Genomic DNA, 20,228 nt, shown 5'->3' with positions numbered 1-20,228 from the left:
CAAAATGTTTACGAATCAAGATAAATTAAAGAACTGGCTTTTGCCAGTTCTCTTTTTTGTGTGCAGTCCTGCACTGGTTTTTGCACAAAAAAAAGAAGTTCCGCTTTATAAAAACCCCAAAGCTGCAGTGCCCGAAAGGCTGAAAGACCTGCTGGGAAAAATGACCATTGAAGAAAAAGTGGGCCAGCTTTCTACCCTGCTGGGATGGGAAATGTATGAGAAAAAGGGTAAGGGGGTGATTGCTTCTGAGAAATTCAAAAAGGCTGCGGAAGCTCAGCAGACCGGGATGCTCTGGGCAACGCTGAGAGCCGATCCCTGGACGCAGAAGACGCTGGAAACAGGACTTGATCCTTACAAAGCGGCATTGGCTACCAATGCGCTGCAGAAATATATTATAGAACATACACGTTTACAGATACCCGTTTTTATTGCCGAAGAATGCCCGCATGGACATATGGCCATCGGTACTACGGTGTTCCCAACCTCCATTGGCCAAAGCAGCACCTGGGACCCACTGCTGATTCAGTCGATGGCAACTGCCATTGCTAAGGAAGCAAGGCTTCAGGGTGCGCATATCGGATACGGCCCGGTGCTTGATCTTGCCCGTGAACCGAGATGGTCAAGAGTGGAAGAAACCTATGGTGAAGATGAGTTCCTCAACAGTACGATGGGAGTGGCTATGGTCAGAGGATTTCAGGGTGTAAACAACATGCTGAACAGCGGGGTGAATATCATTTCCACGCTGAAACATTTTACCGCTTATGGTGCCCCTGAAGGCGGTCATAACGCCGGCCTGATCAACCCTGGCAGAAGAGAGCTGCTCAGCAGTTATCTTCTGCCATTTGAAGCTACGGTTAAAGCTGGTGCCTTATCGATCATGGCTGCCTACAATTCTGTAGACGGGGTTCCATGCAGCAGTAACCCATACCTGCTGGATACACTTTTGCATAAACAATGGGGATTCAAAGGTTTTTCAGTTTCCGATCTGGGAAGTATAGACGGCCTGGTAATGACGCAGCATGTGGCAGCAAATCCTGCTGATGCAGCTGTATTGGCTATGAATGCGGGGCTGGATAACGATCTTGGCGGGCAGATTTTTTCTGCGCCCTTGCTTGCAGCCGTTAAAGATGGCCGCGTTTCCCAGCAAAGAATTGATGAGGCAGTTGGCCGCCTGCTGACGCAGAAGTTTGAAATGGGCTTATTTGAAAACCCTTATGTTGACCCTAAAGCGGCTCAGAAATTTGTAAGGAATGCTGCCACAGTAGCATTGGCGCGTAAGGTGGCACAGGAATCATTGATCCTTCTGAAGAATGAATCGTCTGCCCTTCCGCTAAAGAAAAATATTGGTTCTATCGCAGTAATCGGGCCAAATGCTGATAATGTCTACAACCAGCTGGGCGACTATACTGCGCCGCAGGATCCTAAAGCCATTATCACCGTTTTGGAAGGTATAAAAGCTAAACTGCCTTCTGCCAAAGTAAACTATGTAAAGGGCTGTGCAATCAGGGATACGGCGGATGTTCACATTGCTGATGCAGTGGCTGCTGCGGAACAGTCGGACGTGGCGGTTGTTGTACTGGGAGGTTCCAGTGCACGCGATTTTAAAACCGAGTATATCAGCACCGGCGCAGCTACTGTAAGTCAGGGAACTACCGGCCTGAGCGATATGGAAAGCGGTGAAGGATTTGACCGCTCTACGCTCGACCTGATGGGTAGGCAGCTGGAGTTATTGCAGGCCGTGGTTAAAACAGGCAAACCTGTGATCCTTGTGTTCATTGGCGGCAGGCCTTTGAACCTGAACTGGCCTGCTGAACATGTGTCAGCCATTGTTTCTGCCTGGTACCCCGGACAGGAAGGTGGAAATGCAATTGCTGATGTTTTATTTGGTGATTATAACCCTGCCGGAAGGTTGCCTGTTTCGATCCCAAGATCTGTAGGCCAACTGCCGGTTTACTATAACTACCAGAACTCCTCCAGACATGATTATGTGGAAGGCCCTGCGAGCCCGCTTTATAGTTTTGGATATGGCTTAAGTTTTAGTAAATTTAAGTATAGTGACCTGAAAGCAGAAGTAAGCGAAGCGGATGACCTGACACTGAATGTAAGTGTGGCTGTAACCAATGAGAGTGACAGGGACGGGGATGAGGTGACACAGTTATACGTGCGGGATGATGTTTCTTCTGTGGTTACGCCTGTAGAGCAACTGAAGGCTTTCAGCCGTATAAATATCAAAGCAGGACAAACAAAAACGGTATCTTTTGTACTGCATAAACAGGATTTGAGTTTGCTGAACCAGCAAATGCAGAAAGTTGTTGAAGCGGGGGACTTTACACTTAGAATAGGAGCAGGTTCACAGGAGATCAAACTGGAAAAGAAAATTAATATAAACAAAAACTATAAACTATGAAGAAGGTTATCTCAGGACTGATCCTGGCATTTGTAACGCTGAGCGTAAATGCTCAGACAGATGAAAATTTAGGGATCATCCCTGCCCCTGTAACGCTGGAGCGGCAATCAGGTTTCTTTAAACTCGATAAAACCGTTGTCCTGATCTCAAATGAGGTACCTAATACAGCTACGGCTGACATGCTGAACGCATTTATCACCGGCAAAGGCGGCTTTGCACTGAGAACCACAAAAAGTGCAGCAGGTACTGAAAGGGCAATCCTGCTGACCGCTGATGGCGCCGATAAACTGCCGGAGGAAGGGTATAAACTGACGGTGAATGCCAAAACAATTACCGTAACAGGTAAGGGCGCCGGTTTATTCTATGGCGTACAGTCGCTCATGCAGATGATGCCTGAGAAAAAAGGACAGGAGATAGATATACCTGCAAGTGTGATTATGGATTATCCAAGGTTCAAATACCGCGGAATGCACCTTGATGTAGGAAGACATTTCTTCTCAGTAGCGTTTGTGAAAAAGTATCTGGACCTGATGGCGCAGTACAAACTGAACAATTTTCACTGGCACCTTACTGAAGACCAGGGATGGAGAATAGAGATCAAAAAATATCCGAAGCTAACCAGTGTAGGTTCGGAAAGAGCCGGTACTATTATAGGCCATCATCCGGGAGTAACGACAGACAACACGCCGTACAAAGGATTTTATACACAAAACGAGGTAAAGGAAGTGGTTGCTTACGCAGCTAAAAAGTTTATCAATGTCATTCCGGAAATTGAAATGCCCGGCCATGCCTCTGCGGCAATCGCTGCTTATCCGCAGTTGAGCTGTTTCCCTGACAGGGACACTTATATTGACCCGAAAGCTCCATGGACAGGTTCCAGAAAAGGTAAACAGCTACAGCAGACATGGGGAGTTTTTGATGACGTTTTTGCACCAACAGAATATACATTCGGATTCCTGGAAGATGTGCTGGATGAGGTTATGGCATTATTCCCCTCTAAATATATCCATATCGGTGGCGATGAAAGTCCGAAAGAATACTGGAAACAATCACCGTTCTGCCAGCAGCTGATCAAAGAAAAAGGGTTGAAGGATGAGCATGGACTGCAAAGTTATTTTATCAGCCGTATAGAAAAATATATCAATTCGAAAGGCCGTAACATCATTGGATGGGACGAGATCCTGGAAGGCGGGCTGGCACCTAACGCAACAGTGATGTCATGGCGCGGAGTTGAAGGCGGTATTGCTGCGGCGAAACTGAACCACAACGTGATCATGACTCCAGGAAGCAATGGCTTATATGTGGATCATGCACAGTCGCCATCTCCTGATGAGCCTGTCAATATCGGTGGTATGTCTCCTTACTCAAAAGTTTATGCCTATGATCCGGTTCCCGCTGAACTGTCAGACGACCAGAAGAAATTCATCGAAGGTGTGCAGGCAAACATCTGGACAGAATATGTTGAAAGTAACGAAAAGCTGGAATACCAGGTTTTCCCGAGGATGCTTGCCTTAAGTGAGATTGCCTGGAGTCCCGTATCAAGAAAAGATTATAAAAACTTCTCTGAAGAGCGGATTCCTTTGCACCTGGCAAAACTGGATAAAGCAGGGGTACATTTCTGGGTTCCTACGCCACTCGGACAGTCTGATAAACAGATCGATGGGGAAGAAATCACGGCAGACCTTAAAGCTCCTGTACTGGGGTCGAAAGTATATTATACGCTGGATGGCACACGCCCCTCTGAAGTTTCCAATTCCGTTAAAACTCCTTTAAAGATTTCTGTACCAAAAGGTAAAAAACTGGAGTTGAAAACTATTGTATATACCTTAACAGGCAGAAGCAGTGTGGTTACTACAACTGTACTGAACAACGAAGCTAAATAAGAAAGAGCCGTGGTAATATGGCTTTTTTAACGGCTTAAATTTGGTTAGGTTTCTTTTTTAGCATAAATTGCTACCATAAAAGGAGAAAAAAATGAAGCCATGTCATGATATTTTACAGCAGTCTGCACTCATCGTGGGACTGCTGTTTTTGTTTGCCTGTACCGGAAAAGAAGCTGGCCCTGCCAAAAATGTAGGAGAAAGTAAGCCCGCCGTTAAGCAGGCTGCCGGACAATTTGCTTTTTATAAAGACATCGAGGTTAAACCGGGGCTGAACTTTGAAGTAGTGGGCTGGGGAAAGGGTGTGGACAGTATTGGCGGATATTTGCTGCTGATGTCTGACTCGGCCAGGAGCAGTTATAAATCATTATCTGTGGAGCGCAACGGGATCATTACAGACGCCTGGAACATGGACTTGGATAATGACGGTAATCCTGAGCTGTATATTGAATTATTGAGTAAAAAAACGGTTAAAGACCTGAATGTATATGAATACAGTAATGGCAGCTTCAATAAGATCGGTTTTCCCGCACTCAGCAGCAGGGCCAAAAAGACCTATGGCGGCAATGATAAATTTATGATCAAAAACGGGGAGCTGTTCAGGTCTTATCCCATTGTGAATTCCACTGATACCGCACAGCAGAACGGAACCGAAAAAATGCTTCTTTACCGCTTACGCGGGAATAGTTTTTCAATAGACGAAATCACCAAATAGCTTATGCTGTTGAGTGCACAGGTTATTCCTGTTCATTGAACTGGGCGCTGATCCTTCCGAACTTTTCAATCAGGAGATCAATGCGCTCTTTTTCTTTTTTCATAAATGCTTTACGCAGGATCGTAGCACAAAAGACCATCCACAAGATCGTGAAAAGCAGGATGGAGAGTTGGACCAAGGTATCCAGGTGATGAAGAGTCTCAAAAAAGAACAGGATAAACCCAAGGGATATGGCGGCCACATAGAACCAGAAAAGCCTGTTGTAGAGATTGAAGCGGCTCAGCTGGTATTCATGCAGTTTCGCTAAAAATGCACCGGGATGCACTGTGAAATCATTGCGGGAAATCAGGCGGTGTTCACGGTATAGCAGTATCGTATAGATGGCTACTGCGAGCACAATAATTCCTATTCCCAGTTTTGTTGTCCAGGAGTCGAAGTCAAAATAAAGCAATGCCGCGCTGAAAGCAATCAGGGAGAGTACCATTCCCCCGATGTTCAGAAGAGATTTGGTACGGATGGAGTTCACCTCTTTCTTTGCCTGTTCCAGCATCTCTCCAGAAGAGATCTTTGCCTCTACAGCATGTGATTGCCAAAGGGACTGTATATTTTCAAAGTCTTGCATGTTGATTGTATAATTCGGTGAGTTTTTGTTTAATCCGGTGAATTTTTACCCTGAGGTTACCTTCGGAGATCCCCGAGATCTCTGCGATCTCATTATAGGGAAGCTCATCCAGCACCATCGTAATGATTAAACGGTCATTCTCTTCCAGTTTTGATATCGATTTATATAAAAGAGCGATCTGCTCATTTTTCTCTGAAAATTCTTCAGTTTTGTTTTCTATGACGTTATCTGTGAGCTCATCCTTGGCCTGTCGTTTTTCTGACCGGAGGTAAGTGAGGCAGGTGTTTACTGCGATGCGGTAGATCCAGGTGGAGATGAGCGACTTCTGCCTGAACTTATCCATATTCTGCCAGACTTTCAGGAAAGTTTCCTGCAATAAATCGTTGGCAGCATCAGCATCACCCGTATAACCGTAACACAAATGGAAGATTTTCTTGGAATTGCTATCGAAGATTTGTTTAAATAAGAGGTCTTTCTGATCCAATCTGCTTTAATTTATGTGTATATGACGTGTCTGGTGCGGAAATGTTACAGGTAGCTTTAATTTTTTCTCTGCGTTTTCAACAATCTTTACTAAATAACTTTATTATCGTAGTTTTACGGTCTCAAAAACCCATAACCACAGCCAATGTCAAAAAACAATAGGTTAACATTTTTTATATTTTTAGCATTGATACTAGGTGTGATCCTGGGGTATGTCTTAAACGTAAAGTCGTTTGATGTTTACAATAACAACATCGTCAGGGCAGACCAGCAGCTCGAAAGCATAGATAAGAAATTAGGAGGAATAAAAGATACATCCGCCATCAGCTATATCCAGCTAAATGTACAGAAAAAAGCTGTAGCCAAAGCCAGGAGAGAAAATGAAACCGAAAGAGAGAAAAAGCTGGAACCCCTTACCCTGCTCAGTGATATTTTCCTGCGCCTGATCAAGATGATTGTGGCACCGCTTGTTTTTAGTACCCTTGTGGTTGGCGTGGCTAAAGTAGGTGACATAAAAGCTGTGGGCAGGATTGGAGGAAAAACAATGTTGTGGTTTGTCAGCGCCTCTCTGTTATCGCTTACGCTGGGGCTGATCATGGTTAATATTTTCAAACCCGGTGAAGCTATGCACCTGCCCTTACCGAGCAGCCATATGGATACCGGTATACAAAAGGTGGCATTGTCAATGAAAGATTTCATTTCCCATATTGTACCCAAGAGTATGACAGAAGCGATGGCCACCAATGAGATCCTGCAAATTGTGGTTTTCTCTTTGTTCTTTGGCGTAGCTACGGCAGCCATAGGGGAGAAGGGAAAGATCGTTATCGAGTTCTTTGACGCTGTGGCCCACGTGATCCTGAAGATTACCGGTTACGTGATGAATTTTGCACCCTTTGCGGTATTTGGTGCTATGGCGGCCATTGTTGCCAAACAGGGATTAAGCGTATTGTCCACCTATGCGTTATTCATAGGCGAGTTTTATTCAAGCATGCTCATGTTATGGCTGCTGCTGATCCTGATCGGTTATACTATCCTGAAGGGCAGGGTCTTCAACTTGATGAACAGGATGAAGGAGCCTGTACTTGTGGCGTTCAGTACTGCCAGCAGTGAGGCAGCTTACCCGAGGACATTACTTCAGCTGGAAAGATTTGGCTGTAAAGATAAGATTGTTAGTTTTGTGCTTCCGCTGGGTTATTCATTCAACCTGGACGGATCAATGCTGTATATGACCTTCGCATCAATGTTTATTGCACAGTCATACGGCATCCATTTATCATTCCAGCAACAGATTACCATGATGCTGATCCTGATGCTCACCAGTAAGGGGATTGCAGGTGTGCCAAGGGCTTCTCTCGTAGTAATTGCGGGCACCATTGCCACCTTTAATATACCGGAGGCAGGTTTAGCGCTGCTGATCGGTATAGACCCGCTGCTGGACATGGGAAGGTCTGCCACGAACGTTATTGGCAACAGCATTGCCACTGCAGTAGTGAGCAAGTGGGAAGGTGAACTCTCACCGGCACAGGATTAATTATTTTAAACATATATAATGAGTACCAGAGCGAAACAAATATTTTTATTTCTTACCATTGTGGTTCCTTTTTTAGGCTATTGTATCATCTACTATACGCCAATCATCAGAAATGCCCCCTTCAGATCAGACGAATTTGTGTCTTTCCAGTTTCAATGGGGTGCAGGCAATGACCTGCCGAACAGCTATGACTCGGCTACGGGCAAATATCAGTACCTGGATACAAAGGATTCCCTGATCAAAACCAATGTGAAGTTAAGACAGAATGATATTATTTATCTGCATAACAAGATGAATGAACTCGGTTACTGGAATTTCCCTGATCTGATTGCCAATGCAGAGACAGACCTTAACAAGTCTAAAGTATTGCGCTATGTGTTTACATTCAACTATAAGCGCAAAACAAAGAAGGTGATTTACCTTACCGATTACAATGATATCCCTAAACTTGCAACTGTTGCTGGCCAGATGAAGACACTTGTGGAGCAAACTATCAATGATGCTGAAGAAAGATACAGCAAGAAATAGAAATCGTTATGATTTTATAAATATAAATTCTATATTTGCACCTCGATAAAAAATAAACAATTTAAAATACTAATTATTTAACAATGTACGCAATAGTAAATATAGCAGGACAGCAATTCAAAGTTGCAAAAGACCAGCACCTTTTTGTACACCGTTTGCAAGGAGATGAAGGCGCTAGTATTGAATTTGACAATGTATTGTTGGTTGAAGACGGAGGGACTATCTCTGTTGGTGCTCCTTCACTTGCAGGCGCAATCGTTTCAGCTAAAATCGTGTCTCATTTAAAAGGCGATAAAGTGATCGTTTTCAAAAAGAAACGTAGAAAAGGTTACAAAAAGAAAAATGGCCACCGCCAGTATTTCACGAAAATCCAGATTTCTGGTATCAGTTTATAATTAGTTGTTAAACATTAGATAAGCAGTTTTACTGTTTATTCATAAAATATAAAACAAAATGGCACATAAAAAAGGAGCCGGTAGTTCGAGAAACGGACGTGAGTCTCATAGTAAACGCTTAGGTATCAAAATTTTTGGTGGTCAGGAAGCTATTGCAGGTAACATCTTAGTACGTCAGCGCGGAACTAAACACCACCCTGATAAAGGAGTTGGTATTGGTAAAGATCATACTTTATTTGCTCTTGTAGACGGTACAGTAATCTTCAGAAAGAAACAGGATAACAAATCTTATGTTTCTGTTTTGCCTGCTGCTGTTGTTACACCAGTTGCTGAAAAAATTGCTCCTGCCCCTAAAGCTGCAAAAGCTGAAGTAGAAATTGAAGCACCAGTAGCTGAAGCACCTGCAAAAAAAGCACCTGCTAAAAAAACTGCTAAGGTTGAAGAAGTTGTTACAGAAACTGAAACTGCTCCGGCAGAATAATTTCATATACTATACAAAAGGGCCGCAACGATTTTCGTTGCGGCCCTTTTGCTGTTCTGATCCTTTCAGGATACGATCATCTCATTTTTGAGCTGTTCAAGCTCTTCTTTCAATTGGCTCAGTGATACAGAAAAACTCTTTAAATTGGCTTCCAGTTCCTTTACTACTGATACGAATGAAATGTTCATCCGGCTGATCTCAGCACTCTCCTGCTCTTCCTGTCCGTGCAACAGCCACTCGTAACTCTTATTATAATGTCTTGAGATCGCATTTAAGGTGTGATATGTCGGGTATTGATTGCCAAGCTCAATCTGAGAATAATTGCTTCTGGACAAATTTAAAAAATTAGCTACATAAGCCTGGGCATAAGCCTTTTCTGTCCTCAGGGACTTAATTCTCTGTCCTAATATTTTCTTTGACAGAATTTCTTGCATAAATAATATTTTTTTTGTTGGTTTGTCTCTTTATTCTATAGGTGTAAAAGGCAATTGTCGAACCTTTATAGCTATCAGTGACTGATATTTACGAATCTGAGAAGATTTTGGATCTAATAAATGATCAAATATTTAAGAAAGAAACAATGAATGCCCGTATTCGTGTCATGTTAATGAAAGTCAGCCATGAAGCTTAATGCTCATTGTGATTGTTATGATGATAACTCTTATTTCCTTTTCGACAAAAAAAATCAGATCACTTTTTTCAAGATTCATTCCATTGAGAAAATAGGATATTTATTAGACAAGAGTCCTGTGGTTGGGGAATCTTTTGTGGAATTCATTTCACAGAAATATGTGAAATCATTTGACGGTCTGGTGGCCCGGTGTTTTCAGGGGAAATCATTTAATATCGAGAAGAGATTAAAAATACAGGATAAGGATGATGTGCTGCTGCAGATAGTTTTAACGCCCGTATTTGCAGCTCCTGATCAGCAATATGTATCTTGCACAATTATTGAAAGTAACAGGAAGACCAGTCAAATGAAATTGCTGGATGAATATTCCCATTTGGCTTCCCATGATCTTCGTGCACCCATTACGAACATTCTTAGTCTTTCCAGCCTGCTCAATTATTCTGAAATGGAATCTTTTGATACTGGTAAGGTCAGGGAATTATTAAAAGATATCAATTTTCAGGCAGAGAAACTGGATGACATTATAAAAATGCTAAACCGGTTAATTAATAAAGATGATGCCCCCGATGATTTCACTGTAGAAACGACAAAGACAGATTCAAAACATATTATGCTGGTAGATGATGACCCCCTGACGAACAAGCTGCATCATATGATCATCACCAAGTACAATAAAAATAAAAGAGTTGTTCAGTTTGACAGCCCTGTACTGGCGCTGGAATACCTGGATGACAACCGCCCGGATCTGATCCTGCTGGACCTTAATATGCCGGAGATGGATGGTTGGGCCTTTTTAAGGCGACTGGAGGAACTTCATATGAAAATTGATGTGGTCATCATCTCTTCTACTATTGATCCCGCTGAACGCGTCAGGGCCCAATCATTTAAAGCGGTTAAAGACTTCCTTACAAAGCCTTTAACCTATGATAAAATCAAACACTTGGTTGACAGCTGATCAGTCTAATGTTCCCTGTTGATCAGCGACCTCGCAAGCTGGTCAAGTTCAGCCTTTCTGGCGGTTCCAATATTTACTTTTTCCAATGATGTAAAAGCAATGTCTGCCCTGCGTTCCATCTCGGTTATAGCAATTTCCCTCACTTTATAGCGGTTGTAAAGCGTAGTGACGGATTGCACCTTAGCCATGTGATCTGTAGAAGAAGAGAGGCTGTCCAGCCGCCGCAGGTCTTCCGCATTTGCCAGCTCTTTCAGCTTCAGCAGTAAAAAGGTCTGTTTATTGGAAATGATATCCCCGCCCACCTGTTTGCCAAATTTCAGGGGATCACCGTATACATCCAGAATATCATCCTGAAGCTGAAAAGCCAGGCCGAAATTCACACCGAAATCGTATAATAAATCCGCGTCCTCAGTTCGGGCACCGCCGATGATGGCACCTATTTTCATGCATCCGCCAACTAAAACAGCAGTCTTCAGACGGATCATATTGATATACTCCGCGATGCTCACATCCGCTCTCTGCTCAAACTCCATATCCAGCTGCTGACCTTCACAAACACCGCTTGCCGTATTATTAAAGCAAGTGAGTACGTCTTTAAGCACAGAAACATCCAGTCTGGTCAGGTGGCGGTTTGCTTCTACCATCATTACATCTCCGCTCAGTATGGCATTATTTACGCCCCATTTGATATGTACGGTGTCTTTTCCCCTGCGTATCGGTGCATTGTCCATAATATCATCGTGTATCAGCGTAAAATTATGAAAGGTCTCAATAGCAAGTCCTCCCTCAATAGCAATGGTAACATCGTCATTAAATAATTCGCTGGAAAGCAGGAGCAGTACCGGCCTCATCCTCTTGCCGCCAAGGCCCATGATATAGCGGATGGGTTCATATAATTTTGAAGGTTCTGCCGGGTATTCGACTTTTTTAATCGCCGTTTCTATGATTTCCTGTAGTTCTGATATGGTATACATTATTTATTTACTTGGGATATTTTTTCTAAAATTTCAATCGCTCCCTGTTCCTTGTCCGTTCTTTTGATCCCCTGGTTCTTTCTCCAGAAATCGCCGTCATATGTAATGGCTTTTACAAGGTTGGTATCATCTATCCTGGGGTTAACTTCTTTTAACAGGCTTTGATCTGCAGGCTCATCATCTACCATGTACAGCGTTGAATACAGGTCGGTATCCTTCACTCCGAAACCCAGTACCTTCATCCTGTTTGTAGAGTTCAGCAGGGAGTAGTCCAGAACATTGTCGCCCGCTTTATTCAGCCTGTACTGTGCAATGAGTATTGTTTCTACGTTTTTTACACTGACAGGGCCGCCTCCTGTAAAAACGACGCCTTTTATGAATCCTTCAATCTTAAGTACATTATTGGTGACTGTATTTACATAATAAGTGCCTTCAAACCGCTGTCCTTTCTTCAGAACAGGTCTTGGTGTACAGATTATTTTGGCAATTTCCTGTCCCTCCTGTTCATAAGTCCCTGCGAGTTTAAATGTGTACAGCGAGTCAACCCTGCCCAGCATAGGTTTTTTATGTGCATTATTTGGCAGGTAACCTGAGAGTACAAAAGAATAATAACTGAAGTTTGTATAGGAGAGGCCTCTGCTGCTTTCCAGGTGCCGGGCCTGGGTGGGATGCCAGGCAATTAAACCATAAGGCCTCCATTCGGCATCAAGAAATATTTCATTTAAATAGACAGGTTTAGCGCCATCATAGGCAATCTGCCGTAAAAAGGCTTTGCCGAAATTTGATTTCTTATAGTTTTTTACTGCTTTGTCGCTCGCTTCCTGCATGATCGCCACTGCCGGGTTTCCAACTTTCACCTCTTTCAGCGTCAGTACCTTCGGTTCAAGTTCAATTTTAAGAACTGAAGAGGCGTCAGACACTTTGGTCGTGATGGCTTCATAATTCAGGTGCGAAATGCCGAGCAGGATGGGCAGTTCTGTTAAGCTGAGTTCAAATTCGCCATTCCCATTGGTCAGTGTGCCTTTGGCATTTTTAGCCTGAACGGTAGCAAAAGCTACCGGGTCTCCACTATTCTTTTCCACTACTCTGCCTGTAAGCTTTTGCTGTGCGCTGAGTGTAAAGGATGAGATTAGCAGGAACAGGAAAATGATACTTGTCGGTTTGTATGCCATGCCTTAATCCTGTACCAATGAGAAATCAATCTGCCTTTTGGATAGGTCCACTTTCTTCACCTTGACCTTTACTTCATCACCCAGCTGGTATTTCTTTTTCTTGCGCTGGCCGATGATACAATAGTTTTTTTCATCCAGTACGTAGAAGTCGTCCGCTATATCTTTCAGCCTGATCATACCTTCACATTTGTTCTCTATCAGCTCTACATACATTCCCCATTCTGTTACACCTGAGATGATTCCCATAAAGAGCTTGCCTACGTTCTCCTCCAGGTATTCTACCTGCTTGTATTTGATGGAAGCACGTTCTGCATCGGCAGCACGTTTTTCCATTGCAGAGGAATGAGATGAAGCGGTTTCATATTCATCTTCATTTGCCGAACGTTCTCCGTTCAGATAGGCCGCAAGCAGGCGGTGTACCATCACATCAGGATAACGGCGGATAGGGGAGGTGAAATGTGTATAGTGGTCAAATGCCAGTCCGTAATGACTTGTTTTCTTAGTGGTGTAAACCGCTTTTGCCATAGACCGTATGGCCAGTTGCGTCAAGACGTTCTGCTCTTTTTTGCCTTCTACATCTTCCATCAGGAAGTTTAGTGATTTAGCAATGTCTTTGTCAGATTTCATATTGATCTTATAGCCGAAGCGTGCTGCAAAGAGCGCAAAGTTACCCAGGTTTTCCAGGTTCGGCGAATCGTGGGAGCGGTAAACGAAGGTGTATTTTTGTTTGCCCTTGCCTTTTTTAGCAATAAACTCTGCAACTTTTTTATTGGCCAGCAACATGAAATCTTCAATCAGTTTATGGGCATCCTTACGTTCTTTTACATAAACCCCAACTGGTTTTCCTTTCTCATCCAGCTGGAATTTTACTTCCGTACTTTCAAAACTGATGGCGCCATTTTTAAATTTCCTGTCGCGCAGGGTGTAGGCCAGCTCGTTTAATTTGAGCAGTTCAGCGGCATAATCGCCATTTTTACTTTCTATTACCTCCTGTGCTTCTTCATAGCTGAAGCGCCTGTCAGAGTGAATAACGCTCCTTCCGAACCATTCATTCTTGATATTGGCCTCATCATCCAGTTCAAAAACCGCTGCAAAACAAAGTTTATCTTCATGGGGACGGAGCGAGCAGACGCCATTGCTCAGCCTTTCAGGAAGCATCGGAATTACCCGGTCAACCAGGTAGACCGAGGTGGCCCTGGAATAGGCTTCTTTATCGAGCCAGGATTTTGGCTGGACATAATGTGATACATCAGCGATGTGGACGCCGATTTCATAGTTTCCGTTATCCAGCTTTTTAAAGGAGATTGCATCATCAAAATCTTTTGCATCAGCAGGATCTATAGTGAAGGTGACTGTTTCACGGAAATCCTTCCGGTTCTTAAGGTCTTCTCCGGTGATCTGCTCGGGAATTTCATTTGCTTCTTTCTCCACTTCAGGAGGAAAAGATAAAGGGAAGCCATATTGCGCCAGGATGGCGTTCATCTCCGTATCGTTTTCTCCCTGTGTGCCCAGGATATTGATGATCTTTCCGATAGGGTTTTTTGCCCCTTCAGGCCAGTCGGTAATTGCAACCTGCACTTTCTGTCCGTTCTTTGCACCGGCAAGGTCGGTCAGCGGTACAAAAATATTGTGCAGCATCTTTTTGTCGTCAATGCTCACAAAAGCAAACCTGTCTGATATTTTAATTACCCCAATAAAATCGGTCTTCAGGCGTTGAATGATTTCAACAACCTCTCCTTCATTTTTTCTGCCGCTCTTTTTTGCATAGATATAAACCTTCACCTTATCACCATGCAGCGCATTATGCAGTTTTCTGGCAGACACAAACACGTCCTTTTCAAACTCATCATCCGGGATAATGAAAGCAGCGCCATCGGCTGTCATGTCCACTTTTCCGGTGATAAATGTTTTTAAGTCCTTGAGTTTGAACTTGCCTTTTTCAGGTTCAGTAAAAGCACCCTTTTGGGCCTGTTCTTTCAGTATTTCCAGGATAGTCTCCCTGGATTCCGTATCTGTAATGTTCAGTTTGGCTGAAACCTGCTTGTAATTCAGGGCTTCATTATTGCTATTCTCTAAAACGTCACTTATTAATTGGGTTAATACGAGTTTTATTTGAGAAGATTTCTTTTTTGCCATAGTATATTTGTCAATATTCCGAAGGTAACACTTTGAAACGATTTATAGGTTAAACTTCATCAGCATTCAGCATTGAGGGCAGCTTAAGGTCATTTCAATCATTCAAAAACAACATAGCTGCTGAATAGAATGATAGAAGAAAAACAGAGAAATACCGCTGTGATGAAGTTATCTTTTACTGATTCGGATCAGCAGGGCTGAACTGTCCGGTACCTTAGATTGATATTTACAGACTGATCTTGCCCGGAATGGCTGAAATCAGTTTTTTGGTATAATCTGTCTGCGGACTGTTATAAATCACTTCCGGAAAATTCTCTTCTTCTATTTTTCCTTTATTCATGACGATCATCCTGTCCGAAATATGTTTAACTACGGCCAGGTCATGTGAAATAAAGATATAGGTGAGGCCGAGTTCCTGCTGCAGTGTCCGCAATAAATTCAGCACCTGTGCCTGTACGGAAACATCCAGCGCAGAAACAGACTCGTCGCAGATAATGAGCCTGGGCTGTAAGGCCAGTGCTCTTGCAATAACGATACGCTGGCGCTGGCCCCCTGAAAATTCATGGGGATAGCGGTTCAGGTGTTCGGGCTTCAGGCCTACAAGTTCAAGCAGGTGCTGTATATGAGCGAGGCGCTGACTGCCGGAATTAAACACCTGGTGTACCTGCAGCGGTTCCATCAGTGTATTTCCTACGGTTAATCTTGGGTTCAAAGAAGAATAGGGGTCCTGAAAAATCAGCTGGATTTCCCTTCTTAATTTTCGCAGCTCCCTGTTTTTTAAATGGGTAATGTCCTGTCCTTCAAAAGTAATTGTACCTCCGGTAGGTTCCACCAGCCTCAGGATGCTTCTGCCAAGGGTGGTTTTTCCACAGCCGGACTCACCCACTAATCCAAGCGTTTCACCCGGATAAAGCTTAAAACTGACATTGTCCACCGCCTTCACTACTTCTGTTGGCCGGCCAAACAGCCCGTGTTTTACGGGGAACCAGGTGCAGAGGTTGCCGATCTCCAGCAGGGGTGGGGCAGTATACAGTTTTTTCCTCCTGTCGTCAATCTCCTCCTGCGTATAACTATTCGTGCTGAGCAGGTGGGCTATGGGCTGATCTTCTGCCGCGCCGATAAAATCTGCCACTACCGGCAATTTTTTTAAACGGTACAGCGGAGAGGGCCTGCAGGCGAGCAAACCTTTGGTATATGGATGTTTGGGATGGTGGAAAAGTTCATCTACCGTTCCCTGTTCTACAATTTCCCCTTTATACATGACGGCAACATCATCCGCTATCTCGCTGATCACGCCAAGATCATGTGAAATAAAGATCATGGCCATGTTCCGTTCCTCTTTAATTTTCAGGAGCAGCTGCAGAATGGTCTTCTGGACGGTTACATCCAGTGCAGTAGTAGGTTCGTCTGCAATAAGCAGTTCCGGATTGCAGCATAATGCCGTGGCAATCATCACTCTTTGTTTCTGTCCGCCGGAAAGCTGATGCGGATAAGAACTGAACATTTGTTCAGGGCGGGGCAGTTGCACTTCTTTAAACAGGGTTATAGTTTTTTCTTTTGCTTCTTCTTTGTTGAGCGACTGGTGCAGCATAATGGCTTCCTGCACTTGGTATCCGCAGGTGAAAACGGGATTGAGCGAGGTCATGGGTTCCTGAAAGATCATCGCGATCCTGTTACCCCGGTAGGCGTTCATCTCTTTGTCTGCCAGGCCGGGCAGGCTCACTTCATTAAAAATGATATCCCCGCCGATCCTGGTATATTGGGGATCGTGTAAACGCATGATGGAAAAAGAAGTAACTGATTTTCCCGAACCAGATTCACCAACTATTCCCAGCACTTTGCCTTTTTCAGTATGGAAACTGATCTTCTTAATTGCTGTGTTCCAGGAGCGTTCTTCCTGGTTATAGAATTGGATATTTAGATCAATTACATTTAGCATCACCAGAGCAATATAGAGAAAATTATCCCCTGAATTCCGTCTTTTGTGCTATTTTTGCGGAATGGAAAGAGAAATTCTTGATACCAAGCGTAAAGCCTTGAATATTAACTTAAACCCTGATATTTACGGAACTTTTGCTGAGATCGGGGCAGGACAGGAAGTAGCCCGTAATTTTTTTACTGCGGGTGCTGCTTCGGGTACGGTGGCAAAAACCATGTCGGCCTACGATATGACATTTAGTGATGCGATCTATGGTGCAGAGGAAACGGGAAGATACGTAAGCCAGTCGCGTTTAAAAAAAATGCTCAATCACGAGTTTGACCTGCTGACAGAACGTCTGTCTGGTGAAAAGTATGACAGCCGGACATTTTTCGCTTTTGCAGATACGGTAACTACACTAAACTATAACAAATCAAATGACCCCCACGGATGGATAGGCGTAAGATTCCAGGTTGAACCGGGTGGCGAGCCTAACGAGATCTTCTTTCACCTGCGTTTGCTGGATACTGATGCGGCCTTACAGCAGAATGTATTGGGAATCATAGGCGTAAATTTGGTGTATGCTGCTTTTTACTACCACAATGATCCTAAAAAGATGATTGAATCACTAGTAGAAAACCTTACCGTAGGTTCTGTAGAGATTGACCTGATCTCTGTGAATGGCCCTGTTTTTAAAGGGATAAATAACGTATTGCTAAATCTGTACCTGGTGGTGAAAGATTTCTCTGATGCTGCGATATTTGATTCACTGGGGAACCCCTGCCTGGCAAAAGATCTGTTGTACAAGAAGGACATCATGATCCTGAGAACTAAATATGCACAAAAGTCCCTGCCCAACTTCAGTATGTTCAACAATGCAGTGGATCAGTTTGTAAGGACAGAAAATGTAAAAAAGGAAAACCTGAGTGTACTTATTGAAGTACTGATGTCAAACGTGCTTACTGCTAATGATGAAGTTCCTGAAGATATTGATCTGAATGCCGTAGCACTCCGCGCAGAGGAAATGTTCAAAACCGGTAACCTGGTTATTGTATCCAACTTCGCCCGGCATAATAAGCTGGCCAAATACCTGGACCGGTGTAAGCCTAAAAGCGTGGGGATTTCCACGAATATCAATAACCTGAAATTTGTATTTAACTCCAGTAACTTCGGCGAAAACTATTCCAGCCAGCTCCTGAGTTATGTAAGTGATATGTTCACGAAGAACGTAAAGTTGTTTGCTTATCCTTTCCTCGACAAAAAAACAAGCAAGGTGATTACCACGGCAAATATGCCTGTTACACCGGATGCGAAGCCACTGTTTGATTTTTTAATTCTTAATGGATATATTACCGACATCAGGGATTACAGTGAAAACGATGTGAAAACCGTCTGACGGCCCTGTTACCATTATTTATACGCTGCAAATCTATGAAAGTTTTAAAGTCTCTTGTTTTTATTGCATTAATGTCTGTTTCAGGTGCCTATGCACAACAGCCAGCCACATCAGGAAATCCTATATTCAAAGGCTGGTATGCCGATCCTGAGTCTGCAATATTTAATAAACAATATTGGGTTTACCCTACATATTCTGCTCCTTATAAGGAACAGGTTTTTCTGGATGCTTTTAGCTCCAAAGACCTGATCACCTGGAAAAAACATGAGCATGTATTGGATACCTCTGCTGTAAAATGGGCAAATAAAGCGATATGGGCTCCTGCAATCGTGGAGAAAGACAAGCGTTACTATTTATTTTTTGGGGCGAATGATATCCAGAGTGACAAGGAGACCGGCGGGATAGGGGTAGCAGTTGCTAACCGGCCTGAAGGCCCCTATAAAGACCATATCGGCAAACCCCTGATCGATAGTTTTCACAATGGTGCACAACCGATCGACCAGTTCGTATTTAAAGATAAAGACGGGAAATACTATATCATCTATGGAGGCTGGCAACACTGTAATATTGCAAAACTGAGCAATGACTTCAAATCGGTTGTACCATTTAAAGATGGAATAACTTACCGGGAGATCACTCCTGAAGGATATGTTGAAGGGCCGTATATGTTCACCAGGAATGGGAAATACTACTTCATGTGGTCTGAGGGTGGCTGGACAGGACCCGATTATTCCGTAGCTTATGCCATTGCTGATTCGCCTATGGGGCCTTTTAAGAGGATCGGCAAGATCTTAAAGCAGGATCCGAAGATCGCGACCGGTGCCGGGCACCATTCCGTGATCCACAATCAGAAAAAGGACCTCTGGTATATCGTTTACCACAGGAGGCCGCTGACAGAAAAAGATGGTAACCACAGGGAGACCTGTATCGACGTCATGTCATTTGATGAGAATGGACTGATCAAACCTGTAGTGATCACTACAGAAGGGGTAAAAGCACAAAGATTGGACTAATCATCGCGCCTGGTATAGGCGTTTTTGATGACGATAGCCATCATACTTTCGGGGGTTTCCAGCGGAGCAAAGCCAAACTGACTGTATAAACTGTGTGCATCCTGAGTGGCGAGCATATACCTTCTCAGGCCCTGCAGTTCTTCATGGAAGAGCATGATCGTCATTAATTTTTTTGATAGACCCTGACCGCGGAATTCCTTTTCAACGTACACATCGGCTAAATAGCCAAAAGTAGCGCCATCGGTGATCCATCGGGCAAATCCTATCTGTCTGGTATCTTTGTATATCCCGAAACAGATGGAGTTGGCTATGGACTTTACCACAGTTTCCATAGGGATTTCCTGTGCCCAGTATGACTGCGTGCTGAGGTAATGGTGGACAGCGGCGGCATCAATCTTATTCTTGTCGTCTGAAAAGATAAACCCGTTTTCTGTAATCTCCATTAGTTCCGCATGTTGATGAACTGCAGCGGCTGACCGAAATCTTCGCCTTTACATAAGGCAATGACTTTCTGAAGATCATCAATGTTCTTGCTCTGTACTCTTACCTGATCATCCATCATCGAAGGCTGAACTTTTAGTCCGCTCGCCTTGATCTTGGCAACTATCTTTTTAGCGACTTCCTTATCAATTCCTTCCTTGATGGAAATTTCCTTCCTGATCATGTTGCCGGATGCATACTGTTCCTTTCCAAAGTCAAGACTCGTCGGGTCCATATTTTGTTTCACCATTCTGGAAATGATAGCATCTTCAATGGCTTTTAAGCGCATGTCATCTTCGGTAACGATCGTAATCACGTTAGTTTTCTTGTCGTGGTCAATGGTACTTTTAGAAGTTGAGAAATCATAACGGTTAAGGATTTCCTTTTTTGCGTTGTTCATTGCATTGTCCAATGTTTGCGCATCTACTTTACTTACGATATCGAAAGTGGGCATGATAATAGCTTTAGAATAAAAAAAATATTAGATTTAAATATTAATCTCTTAACGTTC

General features: G+C 43.5%; 19 protein-coding genes. 10 read left to right on the top strand and 9 right to left on the bottom strand.

Annotated features, from left to right (window positions below; translation table 11 throughout):
• Window positions 1–4 precede the first annotated feature (4 nt).
• The 3 genes from BLW16_RS01150 to BLW16_RS01140 all read left to right on the top strand — a co-directional run bounded on the left by BLW16_RS01150 (window position 5) and on the right by BLW16_RS01140 (window position 5,002).
• On the top strand, window positions 5–2,407 hold the full coding sequence (locus BLW16_RS01150) for a glycoside hydrolase family 3 C-terminal domain-containing protein (RefSeq protein WP_090554355.1): 2,403 nt from the start codon (window positions 5–7) through the stop codon (window positions 2,405–2,407).
• Window positions 2,404–4,290 (top strand): beta-N-acetylhexosaminidase, encoded by a 1,887-nt coding sequence (locus BLW16_RS01145; RefSeq protein WP_090554353.1) that lies wholly within the window; start codon window positions 2,404–2,406, stop codon window positions 4,288–4,290. The genes BLW16_RS01150 and BLW16_RS01145 overlap by 4 nt, the downstream gene beginning before the upstream one ends.
• A 91-nt stretch (window positions 4,291–4,381) precedes the next feature.
• Window positions 4,382–5,002: a hypothetical protein gene (locus tag BLW16_RS01140; RefSeq protein ID WP_090554351.1), complete on the top strand. Its 621-nt coding sequence runs from the start codon at window positions 4,382–4,384 to the stop codon at window positions 5,000–5,002.
• Window positions 5,003–5,024: 22 nt separating this feature from the next.
• Here the strand turns inward: BLW16_RS01140 and BLW16_RS01135 are convergent, their stop codons facing one another.
• Window positions 5,025–5,624, bottom strand: a complete 600-nt coding sequence (locus BLW16_RS01135; protein ID WP_090554349.1) for a hypothetical protein — start codon at window positions 5,622–5,624, stop codon at window positions 5,025–5,027.
• Window positions 5,611–6,108: an RNA polymerase sigma factor gene (locus BLW16_RS01130; protein ID WP_090554346.1), complete on the bottom strand. Its 498-nt coding sequence runs from the start codon at window positions 6,106–6,108 to the stop codon at window positions 5,611–5,613. Before BLW16_RS01130 ends, BLW16_RS01135 begins: the two co-directional genes overlap by 14 nt.
• 144 nt (window positions 6,109–6,252) lie before the next feature.
• Here BLW16_RS01130 and BLW16_RS01125 point away from each other — a divergent pair, with 144 nt between their 5' ends.
• The 4 genes from BLW16_RS01125 (at window position 6,253) to rpmA (ending at window position 9,042) form a co-directional block, all read left to right on the top strand.
• The gene (locus tag BLW16_RS01125) at window positions 6,253–7,638 is read left to right on the top strand and encodes a dicarboxylate/amino acid:cation symporter (RefSeq protein ID WP_090554345.1); all 1,386 of its coding nucleotides are present in this window, start codon (window positions 6,253–6,255) and stop codon (window positions 7,636–7,638) included.
• A gap of 18 nt (window positions 7,639–7,656) precedes the next feature.
• Window positions 7,657–8,166: a hypothetical protein gene (locus BLW16_RS01120; RefSeq protein WP_090554343.1), complete on the top strand. Its 510-nt coding sequence runs from the start codon at window positions 7,657–7,659 to the stop codon at window positions 8,164–8,166.
• An 83-nt stretch (window positions 8,167–8,249) separates the two neighbouring features.
• Window positions 8,250–8,561 (top strand): 50S ribosomal protein L21, encoded by a 312-nt coding sequence (gene rplU, locus BLW16_RS01115; RefSeq protein WP_090554342.1) that lies wholly within the window; start codon window positions 8,250–8,252, stop codon window positions 8,559–8,561.
• A 58-nt stretch (window positions 8,562–8,619) separates the two neighbouring features.
• Complete coding sequence (gene rpmA / locus BLW16_RS23930) at window positions 8,620–9,042, top strand: 50S ribosomal protein L27 (protein WP_090554340.1); 423 nt, start codon at window positions 8,620–8,622, stop codon at window positions 9,040–9,042.
• A 65-nt stretch (window positions 9,043–9,107) separates the two neighbouring features.
• On the opposite strand, the gene BLW16_RS01105 is transcribed toward rpmA, so the two are convergent.
• Entirely contained in the window at window positions 9,108–9,476 is a 369-nt protein-coding gene (locus BLW16_RS01105) for a helix-turn-helix domain-containing protein (RefSeq protein WP_090554338.1), read from the bottom strand.
• 186 nt (window positions 9,477–9,662) lie between these two features.
• Here BLW16_RS01105 and BLW16_RS01100 point away from each other — a divergent pair, with 186 nt between their 5' ends.
• Window positions 9,663–10,628 carry an ATP-binding response regulator gene (locus BLW16_RS01100; protein ID WP_090554336.1) on the top strand — a complete coding sequence of 322 codons (966 nt, stop codon included), beginning with the start codon at window positions 9,663–9,665 and terminating at the stop codon, window positions 10,626–10,628.
• A gap of 5 nt (window positions 10,629–10,633) precedes the next feature.
• Here BLW16_RS01100 and BLW16_RS01095 read toward each other — a convergent pair whose 3' ends face one another.
• The 4 genes from BLW16_RS01095 to BLW16_RS01080 all read right to left on the bottom strand — a co-directional run bounded on the left by BLW16_RS01095 (window position 10,634) and on the right by BLW16_RS01080 (window position 16,849).
• Window positions 10,634–11,602, bottom strand: a complete 969-nt coding sequence (locus BLW16_RS01095) for a polyprenyl synthetase family protein (protein WP_090554334.1) — start codon at window positions 11,600–11,602, stop codon at window positions 10,634–10,636.
• Window positions 11,602–12,774 (bottom strand): carboxypeptidase-like regulatory domain-containing protein, encoded by a 1,173-nt coding sequence (locus BLW16_RS01090; protein WP_090554333.1) that lies wholly within the window; start codon window positions 12,772–12,774, stop codon window positions 11,602–11,604. The genes BLW16_RS01095 and BLW16_RS01090 overlap by 1 nt, the downstream gene beginning before the upstream one ends.
• Before the next feature lie 3 nt (window positions 12,775–12,777).
• Window positions 12,778–14,910: a ribonuclease R gene (gene rnr, locus BLW16_RS01085; protein ID WP_090554332.1), complete on the bottom strand. Its 2,133-nt coding sequence runs from the start codon at window positions 14,908–14,910 to the stop codon at window positions 12,778–12,780.
• A 226-nt stretch (window positions 14,911–15,136) separates the two neighbouring features.
• The gene (locus BLW16_RS01080; RefSeq protein ID WP_090554330.1) at window positions 15,137–16,849 is read right to left on the bottom strand and encodes an ABC transporter ATP-binding protein; all 1,713 of its coding nucleotides are present in this window, start codon (window positions 16,847–16,849) and stop codon (window positions 15,137–15,139) included.
• 61 nt (window positions 16,850–16,910) lie between these two features.
• Here BLW16_RS01080 and BLW16_RS01075 point away from each other — a divergent pair, with 61 nt between their 5' ends.
• Both BLW16_RS01075 and BLW16_RS01070 read left to right on the top strand, forming a co-directional pair.
• A complete protein-coding gene (locus BLW16_RS01075; protein ID WP_090554328.1) occupies window positions 16,911–18,224 on the top strand; it encodes a nicotinamide mononucleotide adenylyltransferase in 1,314 nt (437 codons plus the stop codon).
• 35 nt (window positions 18,225–18,259) lie between these two features.
• Complete coding sequence (locus BLW16_RS01070) at window positions 18,260–19,237, top strand: glycoside hydrolase family 43 protein (RefSeq protein ID WP_090554327.1); 978 nt, start codon at window positions 18,260–18,262, stop codon at window positions 19,235–19,237.
• Here BLW16_RS01070 and BLW16_RS01065 read toward each other — a convergent pair.
• Complete coding sequence (locus BLW16_RS01065) at window positions 19,234–19,680, bottom strand: GNAT family N-acetyltransferase (protein ID WP_090554325.1); 447 nt, start codon at window positions 19,678–19,680, stop codon at window positions 19,234–19,236. The two genes, BLW16_RS01070 and BLW16_RS01065, sit on opposite strands and share 4 nt — an antisense overlap.
• Window positions 19,680–20,171 (bottom strand): YajQ family cyclic di-GMP-binding protein, encoded by a 492-nt coding sequence (locus BLW16_RS01060; protein ID WP_090554324.1) that lies wholly within the window; start codon window positions 20,169–20,171, stop codon window positions 19,680–19,682. Before BLW16_RS01060 ends, BLW16_RS01065 begins: the two co-directional genes overlap by 1 nt.
• Window positions 20,172–20,228 lie beyond the last annotated feature (57 nt).

Source organism: Pedobacter hartonius (genome assembly GCF_900107535.1).
GTDB lineage: Bacteria > Bacteroidota > Bacteroidia > Sphingobacteriales > Sphingobacteriaceae > Pedobacter > Pedobacter hartonius.
This window is presented reverse-complemented; position numbering and strand designations above follow the sequence as displayed.